Raw genomic sequence first — 25,934 nt, 5'->3', positions numbered from 1 at the left:
GTGCCGGTTTCGCGTGACACGGTGGTACATGCCGCCATGGAAAACTGACAACTTGATGCACACCCAACCCATGCCGGAGGCCTCGCCATGCGCGTAGCCCTCGGCGTCGCCTACAACGGCCAGCGCTACAGCGGCTGGCAAAGCCAGCTGTCTGGCAACACCATTCAAGACCATCTCGAAGCGGCCCTGGGCCGCTTTGCCGCTCAGGAGGTCCACACCCTCTGTGCGGGCCGCACCGATGCCGGAGTGCACGGCCTCATGCAGGTCGTCCACTTCGACACGCCGCTGGACAGGGCCCCGTTCTCCTGGGTCCGTGGCACCAACACCTTCCTGCCGCCGGACATCGCCGTGCAATGGGCCCAGCCCGTGCCCGACTCCTTCCATTCACGGGCCTGCGCCACAGCCAGGCGCTATGCCTATGTGCTGCTGCAGTCGCCCGTGCGGCCCAGCGTGGAGGCCGGGCGTGTGGGCTGGGTGTTCCATGCACTCAACGGTGACGCCATGCAGGCCGCCGCCCAGCACCTGCTGGGAGAGCACGATTTCAGCTCTTTCCGCGCATCGGGTTGCCAGGCCAAATCCCCCGTCAAGACACTGCACCGCCTGTCCATCACCCGCCGCATGGCAGGCGACGGCGCCCAGATGGCCGCGGCCAGCTCCATGCGTCCCGGGGATGCAGCCATGGAATGCTGCTACTGGCGATTCGAGTTCGAGGGCAGCGCCTTCCTCCACCACATGGTGCGCAACATCATGGGCTGCCTGCTCGCCGTAGGCCAGGGCACACACGCGCCGCAGTGGATGCAACAGGTGCTGGAGGCGCGCTCCCGCGATGCCGCCGCGCCCACCTTCTCGCCGGACGGCCTGTACTTTCTGGGTCCCGTATACGATCCTTCATGGGGCCTTCCTTCGCGCAGCCCGGCCTATGATTGGCTCCCGTGAACGAGCAGGCCTTCCCCCATTCTTCAGCCCCCATGCAGCGCACCCGAATCAAGATCTGCGGACTCACCCGCGAACAGGATGTGGACGCAGCCGTGGCCGCCGGCGCCGACGCCGTGGGCTTTGTCCTCTACGCCCCCAGCCCGCGCGCCGTGACGGTGCAGCGTGCCGCCGAGCTGGCGCGGCGCCTGCCGCCCTTCGTGACACCGGTGCTGCTGTTCGTCAATGAAAGCGCCGCCAACGTGATGGCCGCCTGCGCCGCCATCCCGGGCGCCTGCGTGCAGTTCCACGGCGACGAGTCGCCCGAGGACTGCCTTGCCGCCACATCGGGCGGCACCCGCGCCTTCCTGCGCGCCGCGCGCATTCCCCTTGGTCCCGATGCCGCGCGCTTCGACCTCGTAGAATATGCCCAGCGTTACTCGAAAGCCCAGGCCATACTGCTCGACGCCCATGTCGACGGCTATGGTGGTGGCGGAAAAGCATTCAATTGGTCACTCCTTCCACCAAACGTCGCCTCTCACCTCGTTTTGTCTGGTGGACTCACGCCTGCAAACGTGACCGATGGCATCTTGCAAGTGCGCCCGCGAGGACTCTCGCTGGCCGTTGATGTCAGTTCCGGCGTCGAGGCCGATGGTCCCGACGGCAAGCCCCTCAGGGGCATCAAGGACGCCGGCAAGATACACCGATTCATCGCCGCCGTGCGCGCGGCCGATGACCAACTTTTGCAGACAAGCCATGTTCGAATACCAGTACCCTGACGCATCTGGCCACTTTGGCCGCTTCGGCGGCAGCTTTGCCAGCGAAACCCTGACACACGCTCTGACCGAGCTGCGCGACGCCTACGCCAAGTACCAGAACGACCCGGAATTCGTTGCCGAATTCCAGTCCGAGCTGGCCCATTTCGTCGGCCGCCCTTCGCCCGTCTACCACGCGGCACGCATGTCGCGCGAGATGGGCGGCGCGCAGATCTACCTCAAGCGCGAAGACCTCAACCACACGGGCGCGCACAAGATCAACAACGTGATCGGCCAGGCCATGCTCGCCCGGCGCATGGGCAAGCCCCGCATCATTGCCGAGACGGGCGCCGGCCAGCACGGCGTGGCCACGGCCACCATCTGCGCGCGCTACGGCCTCGAGTGCATCGTCTACATGGGCTCCGAGGACGTGAAGCGCCAAAGCCCCAACGTCTACCGCATGCGCCTGCTGGGCGCCACCGTGGTGCCGGTGGAATCGGGCAGCCGCACGCTCAAGGATGCGCTCAACGAGGCCATGCGCGACTGGGTGGCCAACGTGGACAACACCTTCTACATCATCGGCACCGTGGCCGGACCCCACCCCTATCCCGCGATGGTGCGCGACTTCCAGAAGGTCATCGGCGAGGAATGCCTCACGCAGATGCCCGAGTTCCTGGGCGCCGACCGCCAGCCCGACGCCGTGGTCGCCTGCGTGGGCGGCGGCAGCAATGCCATGGGCATCTTCCACCCCTATATCCCGTTCGAGAACACGCGCCTGATCGGCGTCGAGGCTGCGGGCGAGGGCCTGGACAGCGGCAAGCACTCGGCCTCGCTGCAGCGCGGCAGCAGCGGCGTGCTGCACGGCAACCGCACCTTCATCCTGCAGGACGAGAACGGCCAGATCACCGAGACGCACAGCATCAGCGCCGGCCTTGACTATCCCGGCGTCGGCCCCGAGCACGCCTGGCTGCAGGAACTGGGCCGCGCCCAATACGTGGGCATCACGGACCAGGAGGCCTTGGACGCCTTCCACTACCTGTGCCGCACCGAAGGCATCATTCCCGCCCTGGAGTCCAGCCATGCCGTGGCCTATGCCATGCAACTGGCCAAGACCATGCGCGCCGACCAGTCCATCCTCGTGAACCTGTCTGGTCGCGGCGACAAGGACATCGGCACCGTGGCCGATCTCTCGGGCGCCGACTATTACGACCGTCCCTCCATGCGCGGGCTCACGGTCAAGGGAGGAGCAGCTCAATGAGCCGCATCACCACGACTTTCACCAAACTCCAGGAAGATGGCCGCAAGGCCCTGATCCCCTACATCACCGCGGGCTTCCCGTTCGCGGCCATCACGCCGTCGCTGATGCACGGCATGGTGGAGGCTGGCGCCGATGTGATCGAGCTGGGCGTGCCCTTCTCCGACCCCATGGCCGACGGCCCCACCATCCAGAAGGCTGGCGACCGTGCCATCGCCAACGGCGTGGGCCTGGTGCAGGTGCTGGCCTATGTGCGCGAGTTCCGTCAGAAAAACCAGACCACGCCCGTGGTGCTGATGGGCTATGCCAACCCGGTGGAGCGCTACGACCAGATCCACGGCAAGGACCGCTTCGTGGACGATGCGGCCGAAGCCGGCGTCGACGGCCTGCTCATCGTGGACTACCCGCCCGAGGAGTGCGAGGCATTCGCCGCGCAACTGCGTGCGCGCGACATGGACCTCATCTTCCTGCTGGCACCCACGTCCACCACCGAGCGCATGCAGCAGGTGGCGCGCGTGGCCAGCGGCTATGTCTACTACGTCTCGCTCAAGGGCGTGACCGGCTCGGGCGCGCTCGACACGGCAGCCGTGGAAGCCATGCTGCCGCGCATCCGCGAGCACGTGAGCATTCCCGTGGGCGTGGGCTTCGGCATCCGCGACGCGGCCACGGCACAGGCCATCGGCCGCGTGGCCGATGCGGTGGTGATCGGTAGCCGCATCATCGAGATGCTGGACGGCCAGCCCCACGAAAAGATCGTCCCCCTGACCATCGACTTCCTGCGCGGCGTGCGCAAGGCACTCGACGCGTAGGTCGCATAATGCAGCCCTTGCATGCGGCCCGCTGCCGCATGCCCTGCGCCTGAAAAGGAAACACCATGTCCTGGCTTGAAAAACTCCTGCCTGCCAAAATCCAGCAAACCAACCCTACGGATCGCCTCCAGCAGATCCCCGAAGGTCTGTGGATCAAGTGCCCGAGCTGCGAGACCGTGCTCTACAAGGCCGATCTGGAGAAAAACCAGAACGTCTGCCCCAGCTGCAGCCACCATCACCGCATCGGCGCGCGCGCCCGCCTGAACCATTTCCTGGATGCCGAAGGCCGCTATGAGATCGGCCAGGAAGTCATTCCTGTCGACGCCCTGAAGTTCAAGGACAGCCGCAAGTACCCCGAGCGCCTCAAGGAAGCGCTGGAGAACACCGGCGAGACCGATGCCCTGGTCGTCATGGGCGGCGCCATCAAGAGCGTCAACGTGGTCGCAGCCTGCTTCGAGTTCGAATTCATGGGCGGCTCCATGGGCTCCGTGGTCGGCGAGCGCTTCGTGCGTGGCGTCGAGACCGCCATCGAGCAGAAGGTCCCCTTCATCTGCTTCACCGCCACCGGCGGCGCGCGCATGCAGGAAGGCCTGCTGAGCCTGATGCAGATGGCCAAGGCCAATGCCGCGCTCACACGCCTGGCCAAGAAGGGCCTGCCCTACGTCTCGGTGCTGACCGATCCCACCTTCGGCGGCGTCTCCGCCAGCTTCGCCTTCGTGGGAGACATCGTCATTGCCGAGCCCAAGACCCTGGTCGGCTTCGCCGGTCCGCGCGTGATCGAAACCACGGTGCGCGTGAAGCTGCCCGAAGGCTTCCAGCGCGCCGAGTTCCTGCAGGACAAGGGCGCCGTGGACATGATCGTGGACCGCCGCGAGCTGCGCGACCGCATCGCAGCATCGCTTGCCATGCTGCAGCGCCTGCCGGCCGACGCTGTTCAGTAAAGCCTCGCGCAGACACAAAAAAGCCGCCGCAGGTGGGTGCCTGCGGCGGCTTTTTCACGTCCGGGAAACTGGGGAAATCAGGCCAGCAGCATCAGGCCCGAGCCCTGGATATAGCCCAACACCATCAGCGCGATCTGCAGCAGCACCAGAGCCACCAGTGCCGACAGATCGATACCGCCGATCAGGGGCACGATGCGGCGAATGGGCCGCAGCATGGGCTCGGACAGGCGCTGCAGCACGCCGTACATCGGCGACTGCGGCTGCACCCACGACAAGATGACATAGATCAGCAGCACGCCCACCATGCCCGACAGCGCCACGCGCGCCAGGCCGCACAGGGCCAGCCACGGCAGGGCGACCACATTGGACTGCCCGCCCATCAGCAGCCACAGCAGCACGAACTGCAGCATCTGCAGCAGGAAGGCCGCGATCAGGCTGGACATGTCCCAGCGCCCGGCCGGCTTGATGATGCGGCGCAGCGGCATCACGATCCAGTCGGACAGCGCAAACACCAGCTGGCCGACCGGGTTGCCGAAGGGAATGCGCTGGGCCTGCATGTACATGCGCAACAGGCAGACGCCGGTCAGCAGGCCAACGACCACGTCGAGCAAAAAGGAAACGATCTGAAAAAGCATGGCGTTGTAGGACTGCGAGAGGAAGATCGGACCACGGCCAGCCGGCCTTGGCACAGCATGGGATGATAGCTGCCGCATCCCGCCCATCACATGACCGCCCATACCGCACTGCACTCCCTGCCGCTTTTCCCCCTGGGCAGCGTCCTTTTTCCCCAAGGCCTGCTGAGCCTTCGCGTCTTCGAGGTCCGCTACCTCGACATGATCCGCAAGTGCGAGCGCACGGGAGCCCCCTTCGGCGTGGTGGCATTGCAGGCCGGCAGCGAAGTGCGCAAGGCCGGTGCGGCCGCCGAGCAGCTGCATGCCGTGGGCACGCTGGCACGCATCGTCCAGCTGCAGCAGCCCCAGCCCGGCCTGCTGCACCTGCAGTGCGAGGGCACGCAGCGCTTTCGCATGCAGGATCACCGGCAGCTGCCCCACGGCCTGTGGGTGGCCGATGTGCAGATGCTGCCTGCCGACGCCGCCGTCCCCGTCCCCGATCACCTGCTCGCCACGGCCCAGGCCCTGGCCCAGGTGCTGATGCAGCTGCACGCACGATCCACCGACGCCGACCATGCCCGGCTGCCCAGCGCCGAACAGATGGGCGACTGCGGCTGGGTGGCCAACCGCTGGACCGAGCTGCTGCCCCTGCCCGTGTCCATCAAGCAGCAACTGATGGCCTTGGACAGCCCGCTGGTGCGGCTGGAGCTGGTGGCGGATGTGCTGGAACGCAGCGGCATAGGCAATTCACAGGGGACGGCGCCCGGCTCCCCGCCCGCCGCGCACTGACGAATTGGCGGTCCTGCGGCGTCATACCGCAGCAAGGTCCGGCACATTGACGGCACCACGCACCGAAAGCGCGGCAAAAAACTTAAAATCGCGGATTCAGCCCGCCAGCTGCGGGGCCTGCCGGTGGCATTTGCTGCTGCCGCTGCATTTTCCAGCCCTTCCCGCCTGGCTTTTTTTCGGCTTTCCCCGATTTCCCCTCCGGCTTTTTTCCGGCCCCTCGGCGTTTTGCGCTGGCGCTCATTGTCATGACCGAACACAACACACCATCTGCAGCGGACCAGACCGCTCCCCAGGACGAAAACCAACTCATCGCCGAGCGCCGCGAAAAACTCAAGGCCCTGCGCGAACAGGTGCGTGAACAGGGCGGCGTGGCCTTCCCCAACGACTTCAAGCCGGCCGACCGCGCCGAGGCCCTGCAGCAGGCCCATGCCGACAAGAGCGCCGAGCAGCTCGACGCCGAATCCGTGCAGGTCAGCCTGGGCGGCCGCATGATGCTCAAGCGCGTCATGGGCAAGGCCAGCTTCGCCACCATCCAGGACGGATCGCTGGGCCCCACGCACGGCCGCATCCAGCTGTACATCACGCGCGACACCGTGGGCGAGGAGGTCTATGCGGCCTTCAAGCGCTGGGACCTGGGCGACATCCTGGGCGCCGAAGGCACGCTGATGAAGACCAAGACCGGCGAGCTGTCGGTCAAGGTGCAGACGCTGCGCCTGCTCACCAAGAGCCTGCGCCCCATGCCCGACAAGTTCCACGGCATGGCCGATCTGGAGCAGAAGGTGCGCCAGCGCTACGTGGACCTGATGATGGACGAGCAGGCCCGCCGCCGCTTCATCGCGCGCAGCAAGGCCGTCTCGGGCATCCGCGAATTCATGGTGGAGCATGGCTTCCTGGAAGTGGAGACGCCCATGCTGCATCCCATTCCCGGCGGCGCCAACGCCAAGCCCTTCGTCACCCACCACAACGCGCTGGACCAGGAGATGTACCTGCGCATCGCGCCCGAGCTGTACCTCAAGCGCCTGGTGGTCGGCGGCTTCGAGCGCGTGTTCGAAATCAACCGCAACTTCCGCAACGAAGGCATCTCGGTGCGCCACAACCCCGAGTTCACCATGATGGAGTTCTACGCGGCCTACTGGAACTACCGCGACCTGATGGACTACACCGAGGCCCTGGTGCGCGACGCCGCGCAAAAGGCCGTGGGCACGCTGCAGCTGACCTACGGCGGCAAGCCCGTGGACCTGTCCCAGCCCTTCCAGCGCCTGACCATTCCCGAGGCCATCGTCAAGTTCACCGAAGCCGGTGACAAGGTGGCCGACCGCGAATGGCTGACCAATGCCCTGCGCAAGCTGGGCATGACGGAAGAAAAGGACCGCCTGTCCACCCGTACCCTGGCCAGCCTGCAGGTGCTGTACTTCGAGGAAGTGGTCGAGGAAAAGCTCTGGCAGCCCACCTTCATCATGGAGCACCCCACCGAGATCTCGCCGCTGGCACGCGCCAATGACGAGCGCCCCGAAGTCACCGAGCGCTTCGAGCTGTACATCACGGGCCGTGAATTCGGCAACGGCTTCTCCGAACTCAACGACGCCGAGGACCAGGCCGCGCGCTTCAACGCCCAGGTCCAGGCCAAGGACGGCGGCGACGACGAAGCCATGTACTTCGACCACGACTTCGTGCGTGCCCTCGAGTACGGCATGCCCCCCACGGGCGGCTGCGGCATCGGCATCGACCGCCTGATGATGCTGCTGACCGACAGCGCCAGCATCCGCGACGTGATCCTGTTCCCCGCCCTGCGCCGCGAACAGTAACCCCCGGTATCCAGCGCCTGCGCGCATGGCCAACTGAAGCCGCCTGCGTTCCCTTGGGAGCCAGGCGGCTTTTCCCTATACTGGCTCGCCATGCACATCCCCACCTACTGGGCGCAGGCGCGCCTGCGGCATGAAAGCCGCCCCACCCACGGCATCACCGTCCAGCGCTGGGGATGGTCCGACACCAGCCAGGAGGCTGCCCAGGCCCACGCCCAGGAGCGTGCCGCCAAGGCCCTGCAAGACGCCCGCAATGCGGCGCTGCCCCCGGGCGAGCCGCGCATGGAATGGAAGAACGAGTACGCGCTCGACGGCTTCACCACCCCCATACGCGAAGAAGTCCTGCAGCGCCGCGACGGCACGGTAATGACACGCAACAGCTACGGCGCCCACTGCCTGAACACCGAGCGCGTGGCCATCGCCGATATCGACCTGCCCGAGCCGCCCAGCGCTGTGCGCTTTCCCGTCGTGACCCTGCTTTTGCTGGCTTCGGCCGCCACCTGGCTGGCCCGGCTGGCACCGCACAAGAACAATTCGAGGATGGTGGCCACGGCGCTGGTCGTGCTGCTGCTGTTCCTGGCCATGCGGCGCGTGCAGCGCTGGTGTGAGGCGCGGCAGGCGCGCCGGCGCGCGGCCACGGACTCGCCGTCCGCACGCGCCATGGAGCGCGTACAGGCCTTCCACCAAAGCCATGCCGACTGGGGGCTGCGCGTCTATGAAACGCCCAAGGGCCTGCGTGTCATCGTCACGCATACCGATTTCGCACCCGACGACCCTGCCGTCGCGCAGCTGTTCGACGCCTTGCAGGTGGACCCGCTCTATGCCCTGCTGTGCGAGCGCCAGCAGTGCTTTCGCGCCCGCGTATCGGGCAAGCCCTGGCGCATGGGCCTGACCGGACTGTCCACCTCGCTGCGCCGCTGGCCCCAGCCCGAGCAGACGCGGCAAGAGCGCCGCCAGTGGGCGCTTGCCTATGACGAAAAAGCCCAGGGCTTTGCAGCTTGCAGGCTGCTGCAGCAACTGGGCAACCCACGCCTGTGTGCGGCCGCCGACGCCTTCGTGCAATGGCACGACGAAGCCAGCCGGGCCCGCACGGACCTGCCCCTGGCCTGAAGAAAGCCGGGCATCCACAATCGCACACGAATACAACGACCGACTTACACTGGCGCCACCCCCATGCCGCGTACTGCGCAGCCCCCTGACCCATTTCTGGTCTCACAACCCTGAAGGCCATGCCCGCTGCCCCACCACCTTCGCCCACCGACAGCACCGACTCTCCCGCCATCGAGCCCACCGGAGCGCGCTTCGCCAAGCCGACGGACGAGGCATCGCCGTTTTGCGTGCTGGTCGTGGAAGACCAGGCCTCGGTACGCACCAGTCTGGTCAGCGAGCTGCTGCATGCGGGCGTGACCCGCGTGCTGGAGGCTGCCGATGGCCCCAGCGCCCTGGCACTGTTCCGCGAGCAGCGCCCCGACCTCGTGCTGCTCGACATCCGTCTGCCGGGCGAGGACGGCTACTGGGTGGCCCGCCAGCTGCGCGAGGCCGAGCCCGGCGAGTGGACGCCCGTCATCTTCCTGTCCGGACTGGACAATGACCTGGACGTGTGGCGCGGCATCGAGGCCGGAGGCGACGACTACCTGGTCAAGCCCGTCAAGCCCATCGTGCTCGTGGCCAAGCTGCGCGCCATGCGCCGCCTGCTGGACATGCGCCGGCGCCTGGTATCGCTGTCGGCCGAGCTGCATGAGGCCAACCAGAAGCTCAACGAAATGGTCGAGCTCGACCAGCTCACGGGCCTGGTCAACCGCCGAGGCTTCGACCGCATCCTGCATGCCGAGATCGCCTCGGCCCGCCGCGAGGGCCAGCCGCTGACGCTGATGCTCTGCGACCTGGACCATTTCAAGCGCTACAACGACACCTATGGCCATGTGCATGGCGATGAATGCCTGAAACAGATAGGACGCCTGCTGCGCGAGGTCTGCGTGCGCCCGCGTGACGTGGCGGCGCGCTATGGCGGCGAGGAATTCGCGCTCATCCTGCCGCGCACGCCACGCTCGGGGGCCATGACGTTCGCGCGTGCCGTGGGCCAGATGCTGCGCGTGCTGCGCATACGCCACCCCGACTCACCCCATGAATCGGGCCTCACGCTGTCGGGCGGCATCACCACCTGCGTCCCCGACGAATACACCAGCGCCGAAGCCATGCTCATGCGCGCCGACCAGGCCCTGTACGCGGCCAAGGCGCAGGGGCGCGACCGCTTCTTCAGCTTCGAGATGCAGATGGACACGGTGGAGCAGCGCCGCACCTGACTGCCGGGCCTTGCGCCTGCGCTTACGATCGCAGCTCAATGCCGGGCGCGCGCAAGCCGCGCATCCGGGTCCTGAATGCGGATTGCTGTTTCCTGAATGTTTGAAGTTATGCGTCGTTTTCAAGCGCACCTGCCCGCCTGGATGCAGGATTGGCTGGAGTTCATCATCCCCGGCGCCCAGATCCTGCTGATCATCGGTGCGGCCTGGCTGCTCAATCGCCTGGTTCGCCGGCTGATCGCACGCGCGGGCAGGCACTACGGCCTGCCGCCGGAGCTGCTGGTGCCGCTGCGCGGCGTGTTCCGCTGGATTCTGATTGCCGCCACCGTGCCGCTGGTACTGGAGCGCCTGGGCGTCTCGGCCACCGTGCTGTGGACGGCCTTCACCGGCTTTGCCACCGTGGGCGCCGTGGCCTTCTTTGCGGCCTGGAGCGTGCTGTCCAACCTGTTCTGCGCCCTGCTCATCGTCATCGTCGGGCCCTTTCGCCTGGGCGACTACATCGAGGTGCTGGACACGGCCGAAAAGCCCGGTGCCAAGGGCCGCGTGATCGACATCAACATGCTCTACACCACCTTGCAAGATGCCCATGCGCCCGATGGCTCGCCCAATCTGCTGCAGATCCCCAACTCGCTGATCTTCCAGCGCGTGGTCCGGCGCTGGAAGGGGGGCCTGGGCGCGGATGGCGAGCATGCCAGCCATGGCGAGGAGGAGCGCGCCATCCGGCTGACCACGCCGCATGATGCCCAGCCCTCGCAGCCTCCCATGCACACGACCAACTAAGGCCAGCACCCCATGAAAAAAGCCGCCGCCCGGCAAAGGGACGGCGGCTTTGTCATTGGGCAGCGCCTCAGGGCTTGCGCGGCCGGACCTTGCTGGCGGCCAGCTTGGCGTTGGTGCGCGCCTGCTCCACATCCTGGGCGCGCGCCAGGGCCACGCCCATGCGGCGCTTGACGAAGCTCTCTGGCTTGCCGAACAGGCGCAGGTCCGTGCCCGGCACGGCCAGGGCCTCGTCCACGCCGTCGAACACCAGGCCTTCGGCATCCTGCCCGCCATAGATCACGGCGCTGGCGCCGGGATTGCGCAGCGAGGCATCCACGGGCAGGCCCAGAATGGCGCGCGCATGCAGCTCGAACTCGCTTTGCCACTGCGTGGCCAGCGTGACCAGCCCCGTGTCGTGCGGGCGTGGCGAGACTTCGCTGAACCAGACCTGCTCGCCCTTGACGAACAGCTCCACGCCAAACAGGCCCAGGCCGCCCAGGTCGTCGGTCACCGCCTTGGCGATGTCGCGCGACTTCTGCAGCGCCGCCGGGTGCATGGGATGGGGCTGCCAGCTTTCCACATAGTCGCCGGACTGCTGGATGTGGCCGATGGGATCGCAGAAATGCGTCTGCACCTGGCCGTCCGCACCCTTGGCGCGCACCGTGAGCTGGGTGATTTCGTAGTCGAAGTCGATGAAGCCTTCGACGATCACACGGCCATGGCTCACGCGGCCGCCGGCCATGGCGTAGTCCCAGGCCTTGGCCACGTCGTCCGGGCCGTCCAGCTTGCTCTGGCCCTTGCCCGAGCTGCTCATCACGGGCTTGACCACGCAGGGAAAGCCGATGGCGGGCTGGCCATCCGTGCCGTCGATGGCAGCCTGCAGTTCCTGCTGCGAATCACAGAAGCGGTAAGGGCTGGTGGCCAGGCCCAGCGTCTCGGCGGCCAGGCGGCGAATGCCTTCGCGGTCCATGGTCAGGCGCGCGGCGCGGGCCGTGGGGATCACGGTGACCACGCCTGCCGCTTCCAGCTCTTCGAGCATGGGCGTGGCAATGGCCTCGATCTCGGGCACGACCAGGCCGGGTTTCTCGGCCTCGATCAAGGCCTTGAGCTGGGCCGGATCGCTCATGGTGATGGTGCGTGCGTGGTGGGCCACCTGCTGACCGGGCGCGTTCTCGTAACGGTCCACGGCAATGGTTTCCACGCCCAGGCGCTGCAGCGCGATCAGCACTTCCTTGCCGAGTTCGCCGCTGCCCAGCAGCATGACTTTGGTGGCATGGGGGGAGTAAGGGGTTCCAAGGGTGGTCATCTGCGCGTCCGGTGAGCCAGGCAGAGCCTGGGCAAGATAAGAAAGAGAGGGAGGCAGGCCTGCACGGCCCGCAGCAGCCCCCGATCATAGGACGCCGACGCAGGCGCCGCCTACAAACCCAGCGCCTGCGCGAGGTTGCACCGCGCCCGCGCCTCCAGCCGTTGCCGGAACCAGTCGGTGCAGTAGATGGCCTCGCGCTGCATGAAGCCCTGCAGCACCTCGCGGCGCCTGGCGCGGTACAGCGGCAAGGGCACCCATTCGTACTCGGCCCGCACCTGCAACTCGTATTCGGCAAACCGCAGGGGGTCGGCCGCGAGAATGCCCAGGTCGGCATCCACCAGCAGTTGGGCGTCGATCCCGGACGGCTGTGCAGCGTGGCAGGTCGCCATGATCAGGCCGTGCACGCGCCCGGCCACCTCCGCCGGCAGGCCCTGCCCGCGCACCACGGCCACGGCCCAGTCGGCGCTGCGCGCCTCGTTGTCCTTGGCCTGGGTTTCGTAGACGGCATCATGGAACCACAGCGCCAGCGCCACCTCGCCGGGACGCTCGGCCAGGCCCAGCGCCGGCTGCAGCAGGCCCAGGGCCTCCCCCAGGTGCTGCAGCGTGTGGTAGTGGCGCTGGGGCTCGCTGTAGCTTTGCAGCAGCTCGGCCAGCACAGGCTGCGGCGCGCTGGCGCCCAGTGCGGACCAGGCATGCTGCCAAGATGCCTGCCAGGTCTGCAGCGATGCATCGTTTGCGCTGGGCATTTCGGCCCCTGGTCCAGCCTGGGTCATCGCCTGCTCCTTGGGTCTTCAGAAGATGCCGGGTGCCAGAGCCCGCAACGGCGCACCCGCCGGTGACAGCAGCCAGGCCAGCAGGCCGCAGTTGATCCCCACGGTGATCCAGAATACCAACTGGAACGAGGCCTTGCTGGACTTGTGCCGCAGCAGCCCTTGCGCGAGCAGCGCGCCAGGCCAGCCGCCCAGCAGCGCCAGCAGGTGCAGGCGGCCTTCGCTGGTACGCCAGCGGTCGTGCACGGCGGCGGACTTGTCGAATCCGTAGACCATGAAGGTCACGAAGCTTGCCGCCGCATACAGGCCGACCAGTGCCCAGGGCATGCGGCCAATCCAGGCAACGGCCATCAGCACGCAGAAGAAGGCAGCGGCCAGCCCCACTGCCACCTGGCCTCGCACAGTTGACTGAGGCCGCGAGGACATGCCGGCACGGCGTCGCCGCGCAGGCTGCGGATGGCCGCTACTGGACTCGCCAATGAAGGCGACATCCTGGGCGCGCCATTTCCCTTGGGCGTTGCGGCCGGGTACGTAGCTGACGCGCTCGCCGCCCTCGGGCCTGCGGCGGCGATCGGTGAAGGACTTGATGTGGACAAAGACCGGCGCCCCGCCGCCATCGGGCTCGATGAAGCCGAAGCCCTGCTCGTCCTTCCAGCCGGTGATGCGCCCCTGTTGCCGCATGGCGGGCTCAGTGGCGGCCAGCGGCGGCCGGCGACGCAGCAGGCTTGCGGGGCTCGCCCAGGCAAATGCCTATGTCGCGCGCCATGGTGAGCAGGCCGTGGTCCAGCGGCACGGTGCGCTGGGTGTTGGCCACGCGTGAGATTTCCACGCTGCCGATCTGCCCGCCCTGCAGCGTGACCATGCGCCCAAAGCCGCCGGACAGCACCAGCTGCGCCGCATGGTGGCCGTACTGCGTGGCCAGCACGCGGTCAAAGGGAGTGGGGTCGCCCCCGCGTTGCACATGGCCCAGCACCGTGGTGCGCACCTCGCTCCTGAGATGGGGCTGCAGGCGCTCGCGCAGCACATGGCCGACGCCGCCCAGGCGTACGGGGTCCGGGCTTTGCTCTATGCGCTCACGCACCGTGAGGCTGGCACCGCTTTCCTTGGCGCCCTCGCCGATGCAGATGATGGTGTAGCGCTGGCGCTGCTCGCGCATGCGGCAGAAATCCACGATGGCCTGCAGGTCGTAGTCGATCTCGGGCAGCAGGATGACGTCGGCCGCACCGGCAATGCCGGCCTCCAGCGCCAGCCATCCGGCATGGCGCCCCATGGTCTCGACGATCATCACGCGGTGGTGGCTGTTGGCTGTGCTCTCGATGCGGCGCAGCGCCTCGGTGGCCGTGGCCACGGCGGTGTCGAAACCAAAGCTGCGCTCGCAGTTGGCAATGTCGTTGTCGATGGTCTTGGGCACGCCCACGCAGGTCAGGCCCACCTGTTCGGCCAGGCCATGCGCCAGGCTCATGGTGCCGTCGCCGCCGATGGCCACCACCACGTCCAGTCCCAGCGCCCGGACGTTGCGACCCACATGCTCCAGCGTGGCCTCATCGCGCAGGGGATTGGCGCTGTTGCTGGTGCCCAGGATGGTGCCGCCCACATGCAGGATGCCCGAGACCTCGTCCCAGCCCAGGGGCTTGACGCCGGGCGGGTCGAGCATCAGGCCCTCGAAGCCGTCGGCAATGCCCAGCACCTCGCACTGGCCGTGGTTGATCAGGGACTTGGTGACCGCACGGATCACCGCATTCAGGCCGGGGCAGTCGCCACCTCCGGTCAGCACGCCAACGCGCATGGGAAAACTCTCCTGTGAAAACACTTGGCGTGCGCGTCCTCCATGGCCCGCACAGCCTTTGCAAAGCCCGCCAGGCCTCAGCCGGCCAGCCGCTGCGCTCGTCAATCCATCAAGGCAGCAGGTCCAGCGCCTGGAGGTAGGCCGGCTGGCGCATGAGGTCGTCCCAGGGCTGGGGCACGGTCTCCGGCAGCAGGGCCAGGCGGCGCGATTCGCTGTCGGCATCGGGCTGCCAGCGGCCACTGCGCTGCGCGGCCTCCATGCCGGCCAGCAGCTCGTCCACATGCTCGCCCAGGCCCAGGCTCTGGTTGCACAGCAGCACCATGTCGCAGCCGGCCTCCAGCGCGGCCAGGGCTGCGTCGGTGTAGCCGATGAGTTGCCCGTCGATGCGGCGCGCGCCCTCCATGCTCAGGTCATCGCTGAAGATGGCGCCGTCGTAGCGCAGGCGGCTGCGCAGGATGTCCTTGAGCCACTTGGCGGAAAAACCGGCCGGGCGCCTGTCGACCTTGGGGTAGATCACATGGGCCGGCATCACGGCCGTGAGCACGCTGGACAGCCAGGGATAGGGCGCGGCGTCCTCGCCCAGGATGGCGGTGAGGCTGCGGCCATCGACCGGAATGTCCACATGCGAGTCGGCCTTGACGAAGCCGTGGCCGGGAAAGTGTTTGCCGCAGTTGCCCATGCCGGCCTGCAGCAGGCCGTGCATGAGGCTGCGGGCCAGCGCCGCCACCACGCGCGGGTCGCGGTGGAAGCTGCGGTCGCCGATGACGCTGCTGGCACCGTAGTCAAGGTCCAGCACCGGGGTGAAGCTGAAATCCACGCCGCAGGCACGCAGCTCGGTGCCCAGCACGTAGCCGGCCGCCGTGGCGGCGTTCATGGCGGCCAGGGCGCCACTGCCTTCGCGCTGCTTGCTGCCCTTGCCGTCGTCCATCCACATCTGGCCGAAGGCGCGCATGGGCGGCAGATGCGTGAATCCGTCGGCACGAAAACGCTGCACGCGCCCGCCCTCGTGGTCCACGCAGATCAGCAGGTCGGCTTTGACGCCCTTGATATCGGCGCACAGCTGCACCAGTTGCTCGCGGCTTTCCCAGTTGCGGGCGAAGAGGATGATGCCGCCGACCAGCGGATGCGCAAGACGCCGGCGGTCCGCGTCGGTGAGCGCCTTGCCGGCGATGTCGATGATCAGGGGTGCGTGCTCGGTCATGCTATGAATCCTGTGGAGTCAAAAAAGCCAGCGCTGCGCCGGCCGGGTGTCAGGCGCGGCGCTCGACCACGCAGAAGCTGGCCGCGTAGTCGCTCTCGTCGGTCACGGACAGGTGCACCTGCAGGTTCCGTGCCTCGAACCATTCCTTGAGCGCGCCGTGCAGCACGATGGCTGGCTGGCCACTGGGCAGCTTGACGACCTCGCAGCTGCGCCAGGTCATGGGCATGACCATGCCCATGCCTATGGCCTTGGAAAAGGCCTCCTTGGCGGAAAAGCGCGTGGCGACGAAGCGGATGCCGCGCTCGGGCCAGCGCGCGCGGCGGGCTCGCCAGGTGGACAGTTCGCCTTCGGCCAGCACCTTCTCGGCGAAACGGTCGCCATGGCGCTCCAGGCTGGCGCGGATGCGGCGCACGTCGCAGATGTCGGTACCGATGCCGTAGATCATGGATTCGCTCCGCGAAAGCTTCAGGCGCGCGCCGCCATGCCCTGGTCTATGCACTGCTGGTAGGCGCGCACGGTTTGGGCGTAGCCCAGCTCCAGCGCGTCGGCGATCAGTGCATGGCCGATGGAGACTTCGAGCAGGCCCGGCACGCGCGCCACGAAGGCGGCCAGGTTGTCGCGGCTGAGGTCATGGCCGGCATTGATGCCCAGCCCGGCGTCCAGCGCAGCCTGGGCCGCCGCCGCGTAGGCCTGCAGTTGAACTTCCTGGTCTGCCGTGCCCCAGGCGGCCGCATAGGGCTCGGTGTACAGCTCGACCCGGTCGGCGCCCGCGGCGCGCGCAGCGGCCATCTGTGCGGGAACCGGGTCCATGAACAGGCTGACGCGCACGCCGAGTTGGCGGCATTCGGCGATCAGCGGCTTCAGGCGCTCGGCGTCCTGCGGGAAGTTCCAGCCATGGTCGCTGGTGAACTGGTCCTCGCTGTCGGGCACGAAGGTGGCCTGGTGCGGGCGCGTGGCCCGGATGAAGTCCATCAGGTTCTGCGTCGGGTTGCCCTCGATGTTGAACTCCGCCTGCGGCCAATGCTTCATCAGCGCATGCAGTTCATAGACATCTTCGCTGCGGATATGGCGCTGGTCGGGACGCGGATGGATGGTGATGCCCTGGGCACCGGCCTCCAGGCAGATGCGCGCGGCGCGCGTCACGCTGGGAATGCCCAGATGGCGCGTGTTGCGCAGCAGCGCAACCTTGTTGACATTGACCGACAGCGCCGTGCGCTGCGAAGCGTGGGAAAGATTCATAGCGATTGCAGATCCATCATCAGCTGGCGGGTGCGCAGCATGGGACTGCCGCAATGGTATTGCAGCAAGGCCCTCAGTTGGGGCTTGAGGGCCAGCGCCGCCTCGGGCTGGGCCACCACATGCAGTGTGGCGTTGAAGGCCTGCCGTGCCTGCAGCGCGCTCTCAATGGCCTGCCATTGCGCAGCGCCAAGCACGGCGCGCTCGCCCTGCAGCGCCGGGCGCAGGCCGCCTTCGGCCACCAGCGCATAGCGACGCCCCTCGGCCAGCGGCGCCAGCGTGGCGCTTTCCTCATTCAAGGCAGGCAGATGGCCCAGTTCGCGCAGCAGCAGCAGCTCGAAGGTGCGCAGCACGGGCTCGATGGCATCGCCATGCTGGCCTGCCAGCACGCGCACCACGCCGGCATAGATGTCGAACAGCGCCGCGTAGGGATCGTCGCGCGCCAGCAGGCGCATCAGCAGCTCGTTGAGGTACAGGCCCGACAGCAGGGCGTCACCCTGGGGCATGACATGCCCGCCCACCCACTCTGCGCCCTTGAGGGTATGGATCTCGCCATTGCCCTCGCCGCCCAGGCTGTAGCTCAGGCTCAGCGGCTGCAGCGGCAGCAGCACGGGGCGAAAGTTCGAGGTCGGCCGCTTGACGCCCTTGGCCGCCAGCGCCACGCGGCCCCGGTGACGCGTGAAGACCTCAAGGATCAAGCTGGACTCGCTCCAGTCGTAGCTGTGCAGGACGAAGGCCGGCTCGTCCGAGACACGCTTTGCGCTAGCCATGGACGCAGGGCCTTGCGGTAAGGGTGCTCACTCGTAGCCGAACGAACGCACGCGGGCTTCGTCGTCGGCCCAGCCGGAGCGGACCTTGACCCAGACTTCGAGGAAGACCTTGGCATCCATGAGCTTTTCCAGCTCCTGGCGCGCCTCGGTGCTGATGCGCTTGAGGCGCTCGCCCTTCTCTCCGATGATCATGGCCTTGTGGCCGTCGCGCTCGACCACGATGGTGGCCGCCACGCGGATGAAACGCTTGTGCTGCTTGCTGGCCTCTTCCTCGAACTTGTCGATGACCACCGTGGAGGTGTAGGGCAGCTCGTCGCCCGTGAATCGGAACAGCTTCTCGCGCACGGTCTCCGAGGCGAGGAACTTCTCGCTGCGGTCGGTCAGCTCGTCGGCGGCGTACATCCAGTCCTGCTCGGGCAGGTACTTCTCGCAGATGCCGAACAGGCGCTCGATGTCTCCCTTGTTCTTGGCCGACATGGGCACGAACTCGGCGAACGGATGGCGCTCCTGCATGCCCTTGAGCCAGGGGGCGATCTCGGCACGGCGGCCCACGGTGTCCAGCTTGTTGGCAATCAGCAGCGTGGGGATGCCAGGCTTGAACAGCGACAGCACCTTGGCATCGGCCAGCGTGAACTGGCCGGCTTCCACGACGAACAGGATCAGGTCCACGTCGCCGATGGCGCCCATCACGGTCTTGTTGAGCGACTTGTTCAGTGCCGTGCTGTGCTTGGTCTGGAAACCCGGCGTATCGACAAAGATGAACTGCGTCGCGGCGCGCGTGCGAATGCCCGTGATGCGGTGGCGCGTGGTCTGCGCCTTGCGCGAGGTGATGCTGATCTTCTGGCCCACCAGCGCATTCATCAGCGTGGACTTGCCCACATTGGGCTTGCCGACGATGGCGATCAGGCCGCAGCGCTGCGGGCCGGTCGGCACCTCGGGTGTCGGGGTGTCATCAGCAGCGGATGCCGTGCGAGCTGCGCCAGCGCCGGGCTTGGCCGCAGCCAGCAGGGCGTCGAGTTCGGCGGCGGTCTGTGCCGGCGCCGGGGGTTTGTCTTGGTTCATGCGTGTCTTGCTTTCAATAGTTCCAGCATGGCTGTGGCAGCCGTCTGCTCGGCGGCCCTGCGCGAGGCACCCGTTCCCCGGGCCTGCAGTTGCAACTCGGCAATCGCGCAGGCCACCTCGAAGGTCTGGCGATGGGCGGCGCCCGTGGTGGCAACCACTTCGTACTGCGGCAGCTTCATGCGCCGCCCCTGCAGCCATTCCTGCAGGGCCGTCTTCGCATCCTTTTCGGCTGCGCGCATGTGGGGGTTGATGTCCACGCCCTCGAAGAGATGGTGTACCACCTTCTCGCCCGCAGCGTAGCCGGCGTCCAGATACACTGCGCCGATCAGGGCCTCGACCGCATCGGCCAGGATGGAGGGGCGTTGCTTGCCGCCCGACTTGGATTCGCCTTCGCCCAGGCGCAGCAGATCGGGCAACTGCAGCCTCAGCGCGATCTGGTGCAGCGTGCCTTCCTTGACCAGGTTGGCGCGCACGCGGGACAGATCGCCCTCGGGCATGGAACTGAGCCGCTGGTAGAGCAGGCTGGAAATGGCAAGATTCAGCACCGAGTCACCGAGGAATTCCAGGCGCTCGTTGTTGTCTGCCGAGAAGCTGCGGTGCGTGACGGCACGCTGCAGCAATGCAGGCTCGGCAAATTGATGCTGCAGCCTCAGCTGCAGCGCATTCAGTAAGGGAGGCACCTATTGGGTCTGCTTCTTAAAACGGTAAGTCAGGTAGGCGGGGCCCACGAGATGGATCTCGCGCGAATATTCGAACCCCACCACCACACGGTCATTGATTTTGGTCACCTCGAGGTCTGCGCCCTTCACGGATGTGAAGTCATCAATGGCGGCGGAACGCTCGAAGCTGGCCTTGACCTCGGCCACGGAATTGCCTTCGCGGGCCGCCTTGTTGGCGGCCTTGACGATGGCCTGGTACTCCAGGAAGACCGGCACTGATTGTGCGCCCACGGCCACCACACCCACGCCCAGGGCAATCACAAACACCAGTCCCAGAAAGGACAGACCGCGCTGGCGCGAACGCCGGTTGTTCGATGTCAACATGCTTTTTCCTCCTCCGATGTGAATCCCTCGCGCATGCCTGGGGGCATCTGGCCCTCAGGCATGCATGTGATCAATGGAAGCCGCCGATGCGCTTGAAATCCCCGAAGTTCATCCAGACGAAGAAGGCCCGGCCAACGATGTTCTTGTCGGGCACAAAGCCCCAGTATCGGGAATCCAGCGAATTGTCGCGGTTGTCTCCCATCATGAAGTACTGGCCCTCGGGCACCTTGCAGGTGATGCCTTCGACGCTGTAGCGGCAGTTCTCGCGGAACTCGAAGCCGCTGGCACCCTGGATGAATGCGGGCACGTCCTGGTTCACGATCATGCGGTGCGGCTTGTCGCCCAGCGACTCCTCGTACTGCTTGAAGTAGCGCATCGCGTCCTTGTCGAAGAAGTCCGGCAGTTCGCTGACCGGGACTTCCTTGCCATTGACCGTCAGCCGCTTGTTCAGATAGGAGATCTCGTCACCCGGCAGGCCCACCACGCGCTTGATGTAGTCCAGGCTGGGTTGCGGAGGATAGCGGAACACCACCACATCGCCGCGCTGCAGCGGCTGGCCCTGGGTAATCTTGGTGTTGATCACCGGCAGGCGCACGCCGTAGGTGAACTTGTTCACCAGGATCAGGTCGCCCACGAGCAGCGTGGGGATCATGGAGCCCGAGGGAATCTTGAACGGCTCGAACAGGAACGAGCGCAGGACAAAGACGATGGCGATCACGGGGAACAGGCCCGCGGTCCAGTCCAGCCACCAGGGCTGCATGAGGATGCGGCCCTTGGCCTCTTCCGACACCTCGATGTCGGTCTTGGCGATGCCCATGCGGTCGAGTTCTGCGCGGCGCGCCACGGCAGCCTCCTCGATGGCCACGGCGGCGCGGCGGCGGCGGGGCAGGAAATACAGCCGTTCGGCCACCCAGTACAGGCCAGTGACCACGGTGGCCAGGAACAGCAGCAACGCGAAGTTGCCCTCGATGAAGCCCGTGTACCAGGCGCCGATATAGCCCACGAAAGCCGCCAGCACGACGGCCGTAATCCATTGCATGGCTTGCATCAATCCTCCACTTGCAAGATGGCCAGGAAGGCCTCCTGAGGCACTTCCACCGAACCGATCTGCTTCATGCGCTTCTTGCCGGCCTTTTGCTTCTCCAGCAGCTTGCGCTTGCGGGTGATGTCGCCGCCATAGCACTTGGCCAGCACGTTCTTGCGCATGGCCTTGACGGTTTCCCGAGCAATGATGTTGGCCCCGATGGCGGCCTGGATGGCCACGTCGAACATCTGGCGGCTGATGATCTCGCGCATCTTCGCCACCACGGCCCGGCCGCGGTACGTGGCCTGGGAGCGGTGCACGATGATGGACAGCGCATCGACCTTCTCGCCGTTGAGCAGGATGTCCACCTTGACCACGTCGGAGGCGCGGTACTCCTTGAACTCGTAGTCCATGGAGGCATAGCCGCGCGAGACCGACTTGAGCTTGTCGAAGAAGTCCAGCACGATCTCGCCCAGCGGCATCTCATAGGTCAGCATCACCTGGCGACCGTGGTACTGCATGTTGATCTGCACGCCACGCTTCTGGTTGGCCAGCGTCATCACCGGACCCACATAGTCCTGCGGCATGTACAGGTGCACGGTCACGATGGGCTCGCGCACCTCCTCGATACGGCCGGCATCGGGCATCTTGGACGGGTTCTCGACCTGGATGACCTCGCCATCGCCCTTGACCACTTCGTAGACCACGCTGGGCGCGGTGGTGATCAGGTCCTGGTCGAATTCGCGCTCCAGGCGCTCCTGCACGATTTCCATGTGCAGCAGGCCCAGGAAGCCGCAGCGAAAGCCGAAGCCCAGCGCCTGAGAGACTTCAGGCTCGAACTGCAGGGACGAATCGTTGAGCTGCAGCTTTTCCAGCGCATCGCGCAGCTGGTCATATTCGCTGGCTTCGGTGGGGTACAGACCCGCGAACACCTGGGGCTTGATTTCCTTGAAGCCGGGCAGGGCCTCGGTGGCAGGGCCCAGATTGTTGGGAAGCTTCTTTTCCAGCGTGATGGTGTCGCCCACCTTGGCTGCCTTGAGTTCCTTGATGCCGGCGATGATGTAACCCACCTCGCCGGCGCGCAGCGCGTCGCGCGGCACGTCGGCCGGAGTGAACACGCCCAGGTTGTTGGCTTCGTAGGCAGCGCCCGAAGCCATCATCTTGAAGCGCTCGCCACGCTTGAGTTCACCATCGACCACGCGCACCAGCATCACGACGCCCACGTAAGTGTCGAACCAGCTGTCGATGATCATGGCGCGCAGTTGGCCATTGGGATTGCCCTTGGGCGGCGGCACCTTGGCAACCACGGCCTCCAGGATCTCGTCGATGCCCATGCCGGTCTTGGCCGAGCAGGGAATGGCATCGCTGGCATCGATGCCGATGACGTCCTCGATCTCTGCCTTGGCGTTGTCGGGGTCAGCCTGCGGCAGATCCATCTTGTTGAGAACGGCCGTCACTTCCACGCCGAGATCCAGCGCGGTATAGCAGTTGGCCACGGTCTGTGCCTCTACGCCCTGAGAGGCGTCCACCACCAGCAGCGCTCCCTCGCAGGCCGACAGGGAACGCGAGACTTCGTACGAGAAGTCCACGTGGCCGGGCGTGTCGATGAGGTTGAGGTTGTAGACCTGACCATCCTTGGCCTTGTACTGCAGGGCAGCCGTCTGCGCCTTGATGGTGATGCCGCGCTCTTTCTCGATATCCATCGAGTCCAGCACCTGGGCTTCCATGTCACGGTCAGCCAGGCCTCCGCAACGCTGGATCAGGCGGTCGGCCAGCGTCGACTTGCCATGGTCGATGTGCGCAATGATGGAAAAATTTCTGATGTGGTTCATCAACGAGAAGGACTGCTAGTGAAAGTGGAAAACGACAGGGTCGGCGCGCAAGAAAAAAGGGCGCGTCCATGAACGACGCGCCCCGAACCAACAATCTCTGGCAACTGCGATAGTTGGGACTTTATTGTAGGCAAAAAGGGCTGGAAACCAAGCCCTGACAAGGCCTGCAAAGCTCCGGGCTTGATCTGTCACAATTATTTATCAACAGTTTATCAACAGACCCAACAAGCCATTTCTAGCCCGTCGATCACCGGATAGTGCGGTGCTTTTGCACCGCAACAATCCTCTTTGAAAACAGGTTTCTGACGCCTTGAGCCGTCACGCTTTGGTGGGGCATTTTACCCAATGCCCCAAGGGGCATGGGCAGGCCTTGGTCCGGATTCCGAGGGTATTCCCCAGGACCCCGAAAAACCGGCCTGCCCCAGCCCCTCAGCGGGCAGGACGGATAAGCACGTACTGAGCCCATTCGCCGCGGCGCACCAGAAGGTTCACCGGCTTGCTCTTGTCCACCTTGGCCAGCGTGGCCTCGAAGCTCTTGAGCCCCGTGATCTCGACATTGGCCAGTTGCAGGATCACATCACCTTCGCGCAGGCCTGCGCGTGCTGCTGCCTCGACAGCGGCCGTCACGCGGACACCGCCCTTGATGCCCAATTCCCTTTTCTGGGCATCCGTGAGTTCGGCCAGCGTCAGGCCCAGCGACTGGGAGACCAGGGTGCTGCCCTTGCCTGCAGCCTTTGCCTGGGGAGCGCCATCGGGCTCGACTTCGGCGATCACCATGGTCAGATCCTTGGCGGCTCCGCGGCGGAATACCGTGATGGTGCTGCGCGTTCCGGGCTTGGTATTGCCCACCAGACGCGGCAGGTCGGCGACCTTCTCAATGGCCTTCCCATCGAACTTGATGATCACGTCACCCGCCTCGACGCCGGCCTTGGCGGCTGGGGAATCGGGTTCCACGGCAGAGACCAGCGCACCCTGAGCCTTGCCCAGGCCGATGGATTCGGCAATGTCCTTGGTGACCTGCCCGATTTGCACGCCGATGCGCCCTCGCGTGACCTTGCCGGTGGCGCGCAGCTGGTCGCTGACGCGCACGGCCTCGTCGATCGGAATCGCGAAGCTGATCCCCATGAAACCGCCGGAACGCGAATAGATCTGGCTGTTGATGCCCACGACCTCGCCGCGCATGTTCAGCAACGGGCCGCCCGAGTTGCCGGGATTGATGGCCACATCGGTCTGGATGAAGGGCAGATAGTCTCCCGTGTCGCGCTGCTTGGCGCTGACGATGCCTGCGGTGACCGAGTTGTCGAGGCCGAAGGGCGATCCGATGGCCATCACCCACTCACCGACCTTGAGACGGTTCACGTCGCCGATCTTCACGGCGGGCAGTCCGGTGGCATCGATCTTGACCACGGCCACGTCGGTGCGCTTGTCGCTGCCCACGATCTTGGCCTTGAACTCACGCTTGTCGGTCAGCGTGACGATGACCTCGTCAGCACCTTCGACCACATGGGCATTGGTCATCACAAAGCCGTCCGCCGTCAGGATGAAGCCCGACCCCACGCCACGCGGCTGTTCCTCGTCAGGCTGTGAACGCGGCTGGGGGCGTTGGCGCGGCACATTGGGCACGGGCAGGCCGAAGCGGCGGAAGAACTCGAGCATGTCCTCATCCATGCCCAGCGCCTCGGCAGAGTTGGCCGACGCCTTCTCCAACGTGCGGATGTTGACCACGGAAGGCCCTACCTGCTCGACCAGGTCGGTGAAGTCCGGCAGACCCCGCACCACGGCACCGCTTTGCGCATGAGCGGCACTCACCGGCACCAGCATTGAGGCGCTGCCAGCAGCCAGCGCCAGAACGCCTGCCAGTGTGCAGGACTGCAGCGTCTTCCATCGAACTGTGGTCATGGTGATCCTTTCCTTCTCAATCATTGTGTTGCCCCCGTTCCCATTGCGCCCGGGCGGCCTGTTCAGATACGCGGTGCCGACTTGCATCTCGGACGAACGCCACATTCTGGCGCAGTCCCGGCATGCACCGGCCAGACGATGGCTCAGAAGCCTGAAAGACGCTGTTAGTTCCCGAATCGGCAGCATGCATGCGGCGCGAACCGCCGTGCATGGGCCACAAATGACTGCACCCGCGTCCATTTCAATGCCGAACGGCTGGACGCGGGTGCAAAAGAAGGCAGGAGAGCCATGCTCTCCTGCGGGATTCAGCGCTGGTTCGCGCGCGGTGCCGAGGCGAAGTTGGCATTGCGCAGGAAGCTGGCCGGCATCTGCAACGTGGCCGGACCACTGTATTGCGGATGGGAGGCCAGCAGCGCATCCAGGCGCGGATCACGCAGCATGACGCTTTGGCCGTAAGGGCCTGCCACAGCCACCACCGAAGAGGATTGGGCCGTATCTCCGAGAGGGAAGTCCTGGGCATTTCCAGCGACAGCAGCCGCTGCAGGCGCCCCCGTTTCAAGGGCGGCCAATGCCCGGCCCGGCGCCGCGCCGGGGCCTGCAGGCGCGCCGAGCATCACGCTCCAGCCAATGGCAGCCACGGCCGCCACGGACGCAAAACCCGCAGCCATCTTCCAGCGGAATACCGACGCATTGGCTGCATCGTGCAGCGGCGCGCCATTGACGACGGCCCTGCCGTGCGCCGGGCGCGCGACCTGCTCCAGCTCGTCTGCGGCGACGGGAACCAGTGGGCGGCGCGGCTCGTTGGCCAACTGGGAGCGGATTCCGGAAAGCAGATCGTGCCGGCTGTGGTGCGCCAGCTCAGGAGAGCGCAGCACATCGCCCACCAGGTGGTACATGCGCCATTCCTGCTGGCCTGCATCGCTTTGCGCATAGGCCAGCGCGGCCTGCAGCTCCGCGGCAGAGAGTTCGCCATCAGCCAATGCCGACAATTGTTCGCGCTTCGTCAGATCGTCATTCATGATCAATCACCTGCCTGTCTGCTCTGAGACCCTGTACCCAAAAAATGCGCCAC

The 25,934-nt window shown here is 66.1% G+C and carries 26 protein-coding genes; 10 read left to right on the top strand and 16 right to left on the bottom strand.

Features of this window, described 5'->3' with window-relative positions:
* Positions 1–87 precede the first annotated feature (87 nt).
* The 5 genes from truA to accD all read left to right on the top strand — a co-directional run bounded on the left by truA (position 88) and on the right by accD (position 4,672).
* Complete coding sequence (gene truA / locus AAN986_RS07010; protein WP_016447767.1) at positions 88–936, top strand: tRNA pseudouridine(38-40) synthase TruA; 849 nt, start codon at positions 88–90, stop codon at positions 934–936.
* A gap of 32 nt (positions 937–968) precedes the next feature.
* Positions 969–1,691, top strand: coding sequence for a phosphoribosylanthranilate isomerase (locus AAN986_RS07005; protein WP_016447768.1), 723 nt, complete (start codon positions 969–971; stop codon positions 1,689–1,691).
* A complete protein-coding gene (trpB, locus tag AAN986_RS07000; protein ID WP_016447769.1) occupies positions 1,669–2,925 on the top strand; it encodes a tryptophan synthase subunit beta in 1,257 nt (418 codons plus the stop codon). The genes AAN986_RS07005 and trpB overlap by 23 nt, the downstream gene beginning before the upstream one ends.
* Positions 2,922–3,731 carry a tryptophan synthase subunit alpha gene (trpA, locus tag AAN986_RS06995; protein WP_016447770.1) on the top strand — a complete coding sequence of 270 codons (810 nt, stop codon included), beginning with the start codon at positions 2,922–2,924 and terminating at the stop codon, positions 3,729–3,731. The genes trpB and trpA overlap by 4 nt, the downstream gene beginning before the upstream one ends.
* 65 nt (positions 3,732–3,796) lie before the next feature.
* Positions 3,797–4,672 carry an acetyl-CoA carboxylase, carboxyltransferase subunit beta gene (gene accD / locus AAN986_RS06990; protein ID WP_016447771.1) on the top strand — a complete coding sequence of 292 codons (876 nt, stop codon included), beginning with the start codon at positions 3,797–3,799 and terminating at the stop codon, positions 4,670–4,672.
* Between the two features lie 77 nt (positions 4,673–4,749).
* On the opposite strand, the gene AAN986_RS06985 is transcribed toward accD, so the two are convergent.
* On the bottom strand, positions 4,750–5,307 hold the full coding sequence (locus AAN986_RS06985; RefSeq protein WP_047217382.1) for a YggT family protein: 558 nt from the start codon (positions 5,305–5,307) through the stop codon (positions 4,750–4,752).
* A 90-nt stretch (positions 5,308–5,397) separates the two neighbouring features.
* Between AAN986_RS06985 and AAN986_RS06980 the strand changes: the two genes are divergently transcribed.
* The 5 genes from AAN986_RS06980 to AAN986_RS06960 all read left to right on the top strand — a co-directional run bounded on the left by AAN986_RS06980 (position 5,398) and on the right by AAN986_RS06960 (position 10,954).
* Positions 5,398–6,072 (top strand): LON peptidase substrate-binding domain-containing protein, encoded by a 675-nt coding sequence (locus AAN986_RS06980; RefSeq protein ID WP_016451187.1) that lies wholly within the window; start codon positions 5,398–5,400, stop codon positions 6,070–6,072.
* A gap of 245 nt (positions 6,073–6,317) precedes the next feature.
* The gene (lysS, locus tag AAN986_RS06975; RefSeq protein WP_016447774.1) at positions 6,318–7,877 is read left to right on the top strand and encodes a lysine--tRNA ligase; all 1,560 of its coding nucleotides are present in this window, start codon (positions 6,318–6,320) and stop codon (positions 7,875–7,877) included.
* A gap of 90 nt (positions 7,878–7,967) precedes the next feature.
* Entirely contained in the window at positions 7,968–8,984 is a 1,017-nt protein-coding gene (locus tag AAN986_RS06970; RefSeq protein ID WP_047217383.1) for a hypothetical protein, read from the top strand.
* A gap of 119 nt (positions 8,985–9,103) precedes the next feature.
* Complete coding sequence (locus tag AAN986_RS06965) at positions 9,104–10,177, top strand: diguanylate cyclase (protein ID WP_016447776.1); 1,074 nt, start codon at positions 9,104–9,106, stop codon at positions 10,175–10,177.
* Positions 10,178–10,285: 108 nt separating this feature from the next.
* Complete coding sequence (locus tag AAN986_RS06960) at positions 10,286–10,954, top strand: mechanosensitive ion channel family protein (RefSeq protein ID WP_174538860.1); 669 nt, start codon at positions 10,286–10,288, stop codon at positions 10,952–10,954.
* Between the two features lie 67 nt (positions 10,955–11,021).
* Here the strand turns inward: AAN986_RS06960 and purT are convergent, their stop codons facing one another.
* From purT to AAN986_RS06885, 15 genes are all read right to left on the bottom strand, one after another.
* Positions 11,022–12,239, bottom strand: coding sequence for a formate-dependent phosphoribosylglycinamide formyltransferase (purT, locus tag AAN986_RS06955; protein WP_046239857.1), 1,218 nt, complete (start codon positions 12,237–12,239; stop codon positions 11,022–11,024).
* 110 nt (positions 12,240–12,349) lie between these two features.
* Positions 12,350–13,012: an N-methyl-D-aspartate receptor NMDAR2C subunit gene (locus AAN986_RS06950; protein WP_047217384.1), complete on the bottom strand. Its 663-nt coding sequence runs from the start codon at positions 13,010–13,012 to the stop codon at positions 12,350–12,352.
* Positions 13,013–13,030: 18 nt separating this feature from the next.
* A complete protein-coding gene (locus AAN986_RS06945; protein ID WP_047217385.1) occupies positions 13,031–13,690 on the bottom strand; it encodes a cold shock and DUF1294 domain-containing protein in 660 nt (219 codons plus the stop codon).
* A gap of 7 nt (positions 13,691–13,697) precedes the next feature.
* On the bottom strand, positions 13,698–14,795 hold the full coding sequence (locus AAN986_RS06940; RefSeq protein ID WP_016447781.1) for an ATP-dependent 6-phosphofructokinase: 1,098 nt from the start codon (positions 14,793–14,795) through the stop codon (positions 13,698–13,700).
* A 109-nt stretch (positions 14,796–14,904) separates the two neighbouring features.
* A complete protein-coding gene (gene nagZ, locus AAN986_RS06935) occupies positions 14,905–15,996 on the bottom strand; it encodes a beta-N-acetylhexosaminidase (RefSeq protein WP_016447782.1) in 1,092 nt (363 codons plus the stop codon).
* A 49-nt stretch (positions 15,997–16,045) separates the two neighbouring features.
* Positions 16,046–16,441 (bottom strand): holo-ACP synthase, encoded by a 396-nt coding sequence (gene acpS / locus AAN986_RS06930; RefSeq protein ID WP_016447783.1) that lies wholly within the window; start codon positions 16,439–16,441, stop codon positions 16,046–16,048.
* Between the two features lie 20 nt (positions 16,442–16,461).
* Positions 16,462–17,235 (bottom strand): pyridoxine 5'-phosphate synthase, encoded by a 774-nt coding sequence (locus tag AAN986_RS06925; RefSeq protein WP_016447784.1) that lies wholly within the window; start codon positions 17,233–17,235, stop codon positions 16,462–16,464.
* Complete coding sequence (recO, locus tag AAN986_RS06920; RefSeq protein ID WP_016451180.1) at positions 17,232–18,002, bottom strand: DNA repair protein RecO; 771 nt, start codon at positions 18,000–18,002, stop codon at positions 17,232–17,234. The genes AAN986_RS06925 and recO overlap by 4 nt, the downstream gene beginning before the upstream one ends.
* 27 nt (positions 18,003–18,029) lie before the next feature.
* On the bottom strand, positions 18,030–19,064 hold the full coding sequence (gene era / locus AAN986_RS06915; protein ID WP_034363812.1) for a GTPase Era: 1,035 nt from the start codon (positions 19,062–19,064) through the stop codon (positions 18,030–18,032).
* Positions 19,061–19,744: a ribonuclease III gene (gene rnc, locus AAN986_RS06910; protein WP_012207060.1), complete on the bottom strand. Its 684-nt coding sequence runs from the start codon at positions 19,742–19,744 to the stop codon at positions 19,061–19,063. Before rnc ends, era begins: the two co-directional genes overlap by 4 nt.
* Complete coding sequence (locus AAN986_RS06905; RefSeq protein ID WP_016451179.1) at positions 19,745–20,107, bottom strand: DUF4845 domain-containing protein; 363 nt, start codon at positions 20,105–20,107, stop codon at positions 19,745–19,747.
* 70 nt (positions 20,108–20,177) lie between these two features.
* Positions 20,178–21,155, bottom strand: coding sequence for a signal peptidase I (gene lepB / locus AAN986_RS06900; protein WP_016451178.1), 978 nt, complete (start codon positions 21,153–21,155; stop codon positions 20,178–20,180).
* Positions 21,155–22,963: a translation elongation factor 4 gene (gene lepA, locus AAN986_RS06895; RefSeq protein WP_016447789.1), complete on the bottom strand. Its 1,809-nt coding sequence runs from the start codon at positions 22,961–22,963 to the stop codon at positions 21,155–21,157. The genes lepB and lepA overlap by 1 nt, the downstream gene beginning before the upstream one ends.
* A 429-nt stretch (positions 22,964–23,392) precedes the next feature.
* Positions 23,393–24,862, bottom strand: a complete 1,470-nt coding sequence (locus tag AAN986_RS06890; protein WP_026062374.1) for a DegQ family serine endoprotease — start codon at positions 24,860–24,862, stop codon at positions 23,393–23,395.
* 305 nt (positions 24,863–25,167) lie between these two features.
* Positions 25,168–25,881, bottom strand: coding sequence for a sigma-E factor negative regulatory protein (locus tag AAN986_RS06885; RefSeq protein ID WP_016447791.1), 714 nt, complete (start codon positions 25,879–25,881; stop codon positions 25,168–25,170).
* Between the last annotated feature and the right edge of the window lie 53 nt (positions 25,882–25,934).

The organism is Delftia sp. DS1230 (genome assembly GCF_040112715.1).
GTDB classification, from domain to species: Bacteria; Pseudomonadota; Gammaproteobacteria; order Burkholderiales; family Burkholderiaceae_C; genus Comamonas; species Comamonas tsuruhatensis.
This window is presented reverse-complemented; position numbering and strand designations above follow the sequence as displayed.

Bases quoted from the DNA above. Each gene is read 5' to 3' on its own strand.
- truA (WP_016447767.1), top strand. From the start codon at position 88: ATGCGCGTAGCCCTCGGCGTCGCCTACAACGGCCAGCGCTACAGCGGC.
- AAN986_RS07005 (WP_016447768.1), top strand. From the start codon at position 969: ATGCAGCGCACCCGAATCAAGATCTGCGGACTCACCCGCGAACAGGAT.
- trpB (WP_016447769.1), top strand. From the start codon at position 1,669: ATGTTCGAATACCAGTACCCTGACGCATCTGGCCACTTTGGCCGCTTC.
- trpA (WP_016447770.1), top strand. From the start codon at position 2,922: ATGAGCCGCATCACCACGACTTTCACCAAACTCCAGGAAGATGGCCGC.
- accD (WP_016447771.1), top strand. From the start codon at position 3,797: ATGTCCTGGCTTGAAAAACTCCTGCCTGCCAAAATCCAGCAAACCAAC.
- AAN986_RS06985 (WP_047217382.1), bottom strand. From the start codon at position 5,307: ATGCTTTTTCAGATCGTTTCCTTTTTGCTCGACGTGGTCGTTGGCCTG.
- AAN986_RS06980 (WP_016451187.1), top strand. From the start codon at position 5,398: ATGACCGCCCATACCGCACTGCACTCCCTGCCGCTTTTCCCCCTGGGC.
- lysS (WP_016447774.1), top strand. From the start codon at position 6,318: ATGACCGAACACAACACACCATCTGCAGCGGACCAGACCGCTCCCCAG.
- AAN986_RS06970 (WP_047217383.1), top strand. From the start codon at position 7,968: ATGCACATCCCCACCTACTGGGCGCAGGCGCGCCTGCGGCATGAAAGC.
- AAN986_RS06965 (WP_016447776.1), top strand. From the start codon at position 9,104: ATGCCCGCTGCCCCACCACCTTCGCCCACCGACAGCACCGACTCTCCC.
- AAN986_RS06960 (WP_174538860.1), top strand. From the start codon at position 10,286: ATGCGTCGTTTTCAAGCGCACCTGCCCGCCTGGATGCAGGATTGGCTG.
- purT (WP_046239857.1), bottom strand. From the start codon at position 12,239: ATGACCACCCTTGGAACCCCTTACTCCCCCCATGCCACCAAAGTCATG.
- AAN986_RS06950 (WP_047217384.1), bottom strand. From the start codon at position 13,012: ATGACCCAGGCTGGACCAGGGGCCGAAATGCCCAGCGCAAACGATGCA.
- AAN986_RS06945 (WP_047217385.1), bottom strand. From the start codon at position 13,690: ATGCGGCAACAGGGGCGCATCACCGGCTGGAAGGACGAGCAGGGCTTC.
- AAN986_RS06940 (WP_016447781.1), bottom strand. From the start codon at position 14,795: ATGCGCGTTGGCGTGCTGACCGGAGGTGGCGACTGCCCCGGCCTGAAT.
- nagZ (WP_016447782.1), bottom strand. From the start codon at position 15,996: ATGACCGAGCACGCACCCCTGATCATCGACATCGCCGGCAAGGCGCTC.
- acpS (WP_016447783.1), bottom strand. From the start codon at position 16,441: ATGATCTACGGCATCGGTACCGACATCTGCGACGTGCGCCGCATCCGC.
- AAN986_RS06925 (WP_016447784.1), bottom strand. From the start codon at position 17,235: ATGAATCTTTCCCACGCTTCGCAGCGCACGGCGCTGTCGGTCAATGTC.
- recO (WP_016451180.1), bottom strand. From the start codon at position 18,002: ATGGCTAGCGCAAAGCGTGTCTCGGACGAGCCGGCCTTCGTCCTGCAC.
- era (WP_034363812.1), bottom strand. From the start codon at position 19,064: ATGAACCAAGACAAACCCCCGGCGCCGGCACAGACCGCCGCCGAACTC.
- AAN986_RS06905 (WP_016451179.1), bottom strand. From the start codon at position 20,107: ATGTTGACATCGAACAACCGGCGTTCGCGCCAGCGCGGTCTGTCCTTT.
- lepB (WP_016451178.1), bottom strand. From the start codon at position 21,155: ATGCAAGCCATGCAATGGATTACGGCCGTCGTGCTGGCGGCTTTCGTG.
- lepA (WP_016447789.1), bottom strand. From the start codon at position 22,963: ATGAACCACATCAGAAATTTTTCCATCATTGCGCACATCGACCATGGC.
- AAN986_RS06890 (WP_026062374.1), bottom strand. From the start codon at position 24,862: ATGACCACAGTTCGATGGAAGACGCTGCAGTCCTGCACACTGGCAGGC.
- AAN986_RS06885 (WP_016447791.1), bottom strand. From the start codon at position 25,881: ATGAATGACGATCTGACGAAGCGCGAACAATTGTCGGCATTGGCTGAT.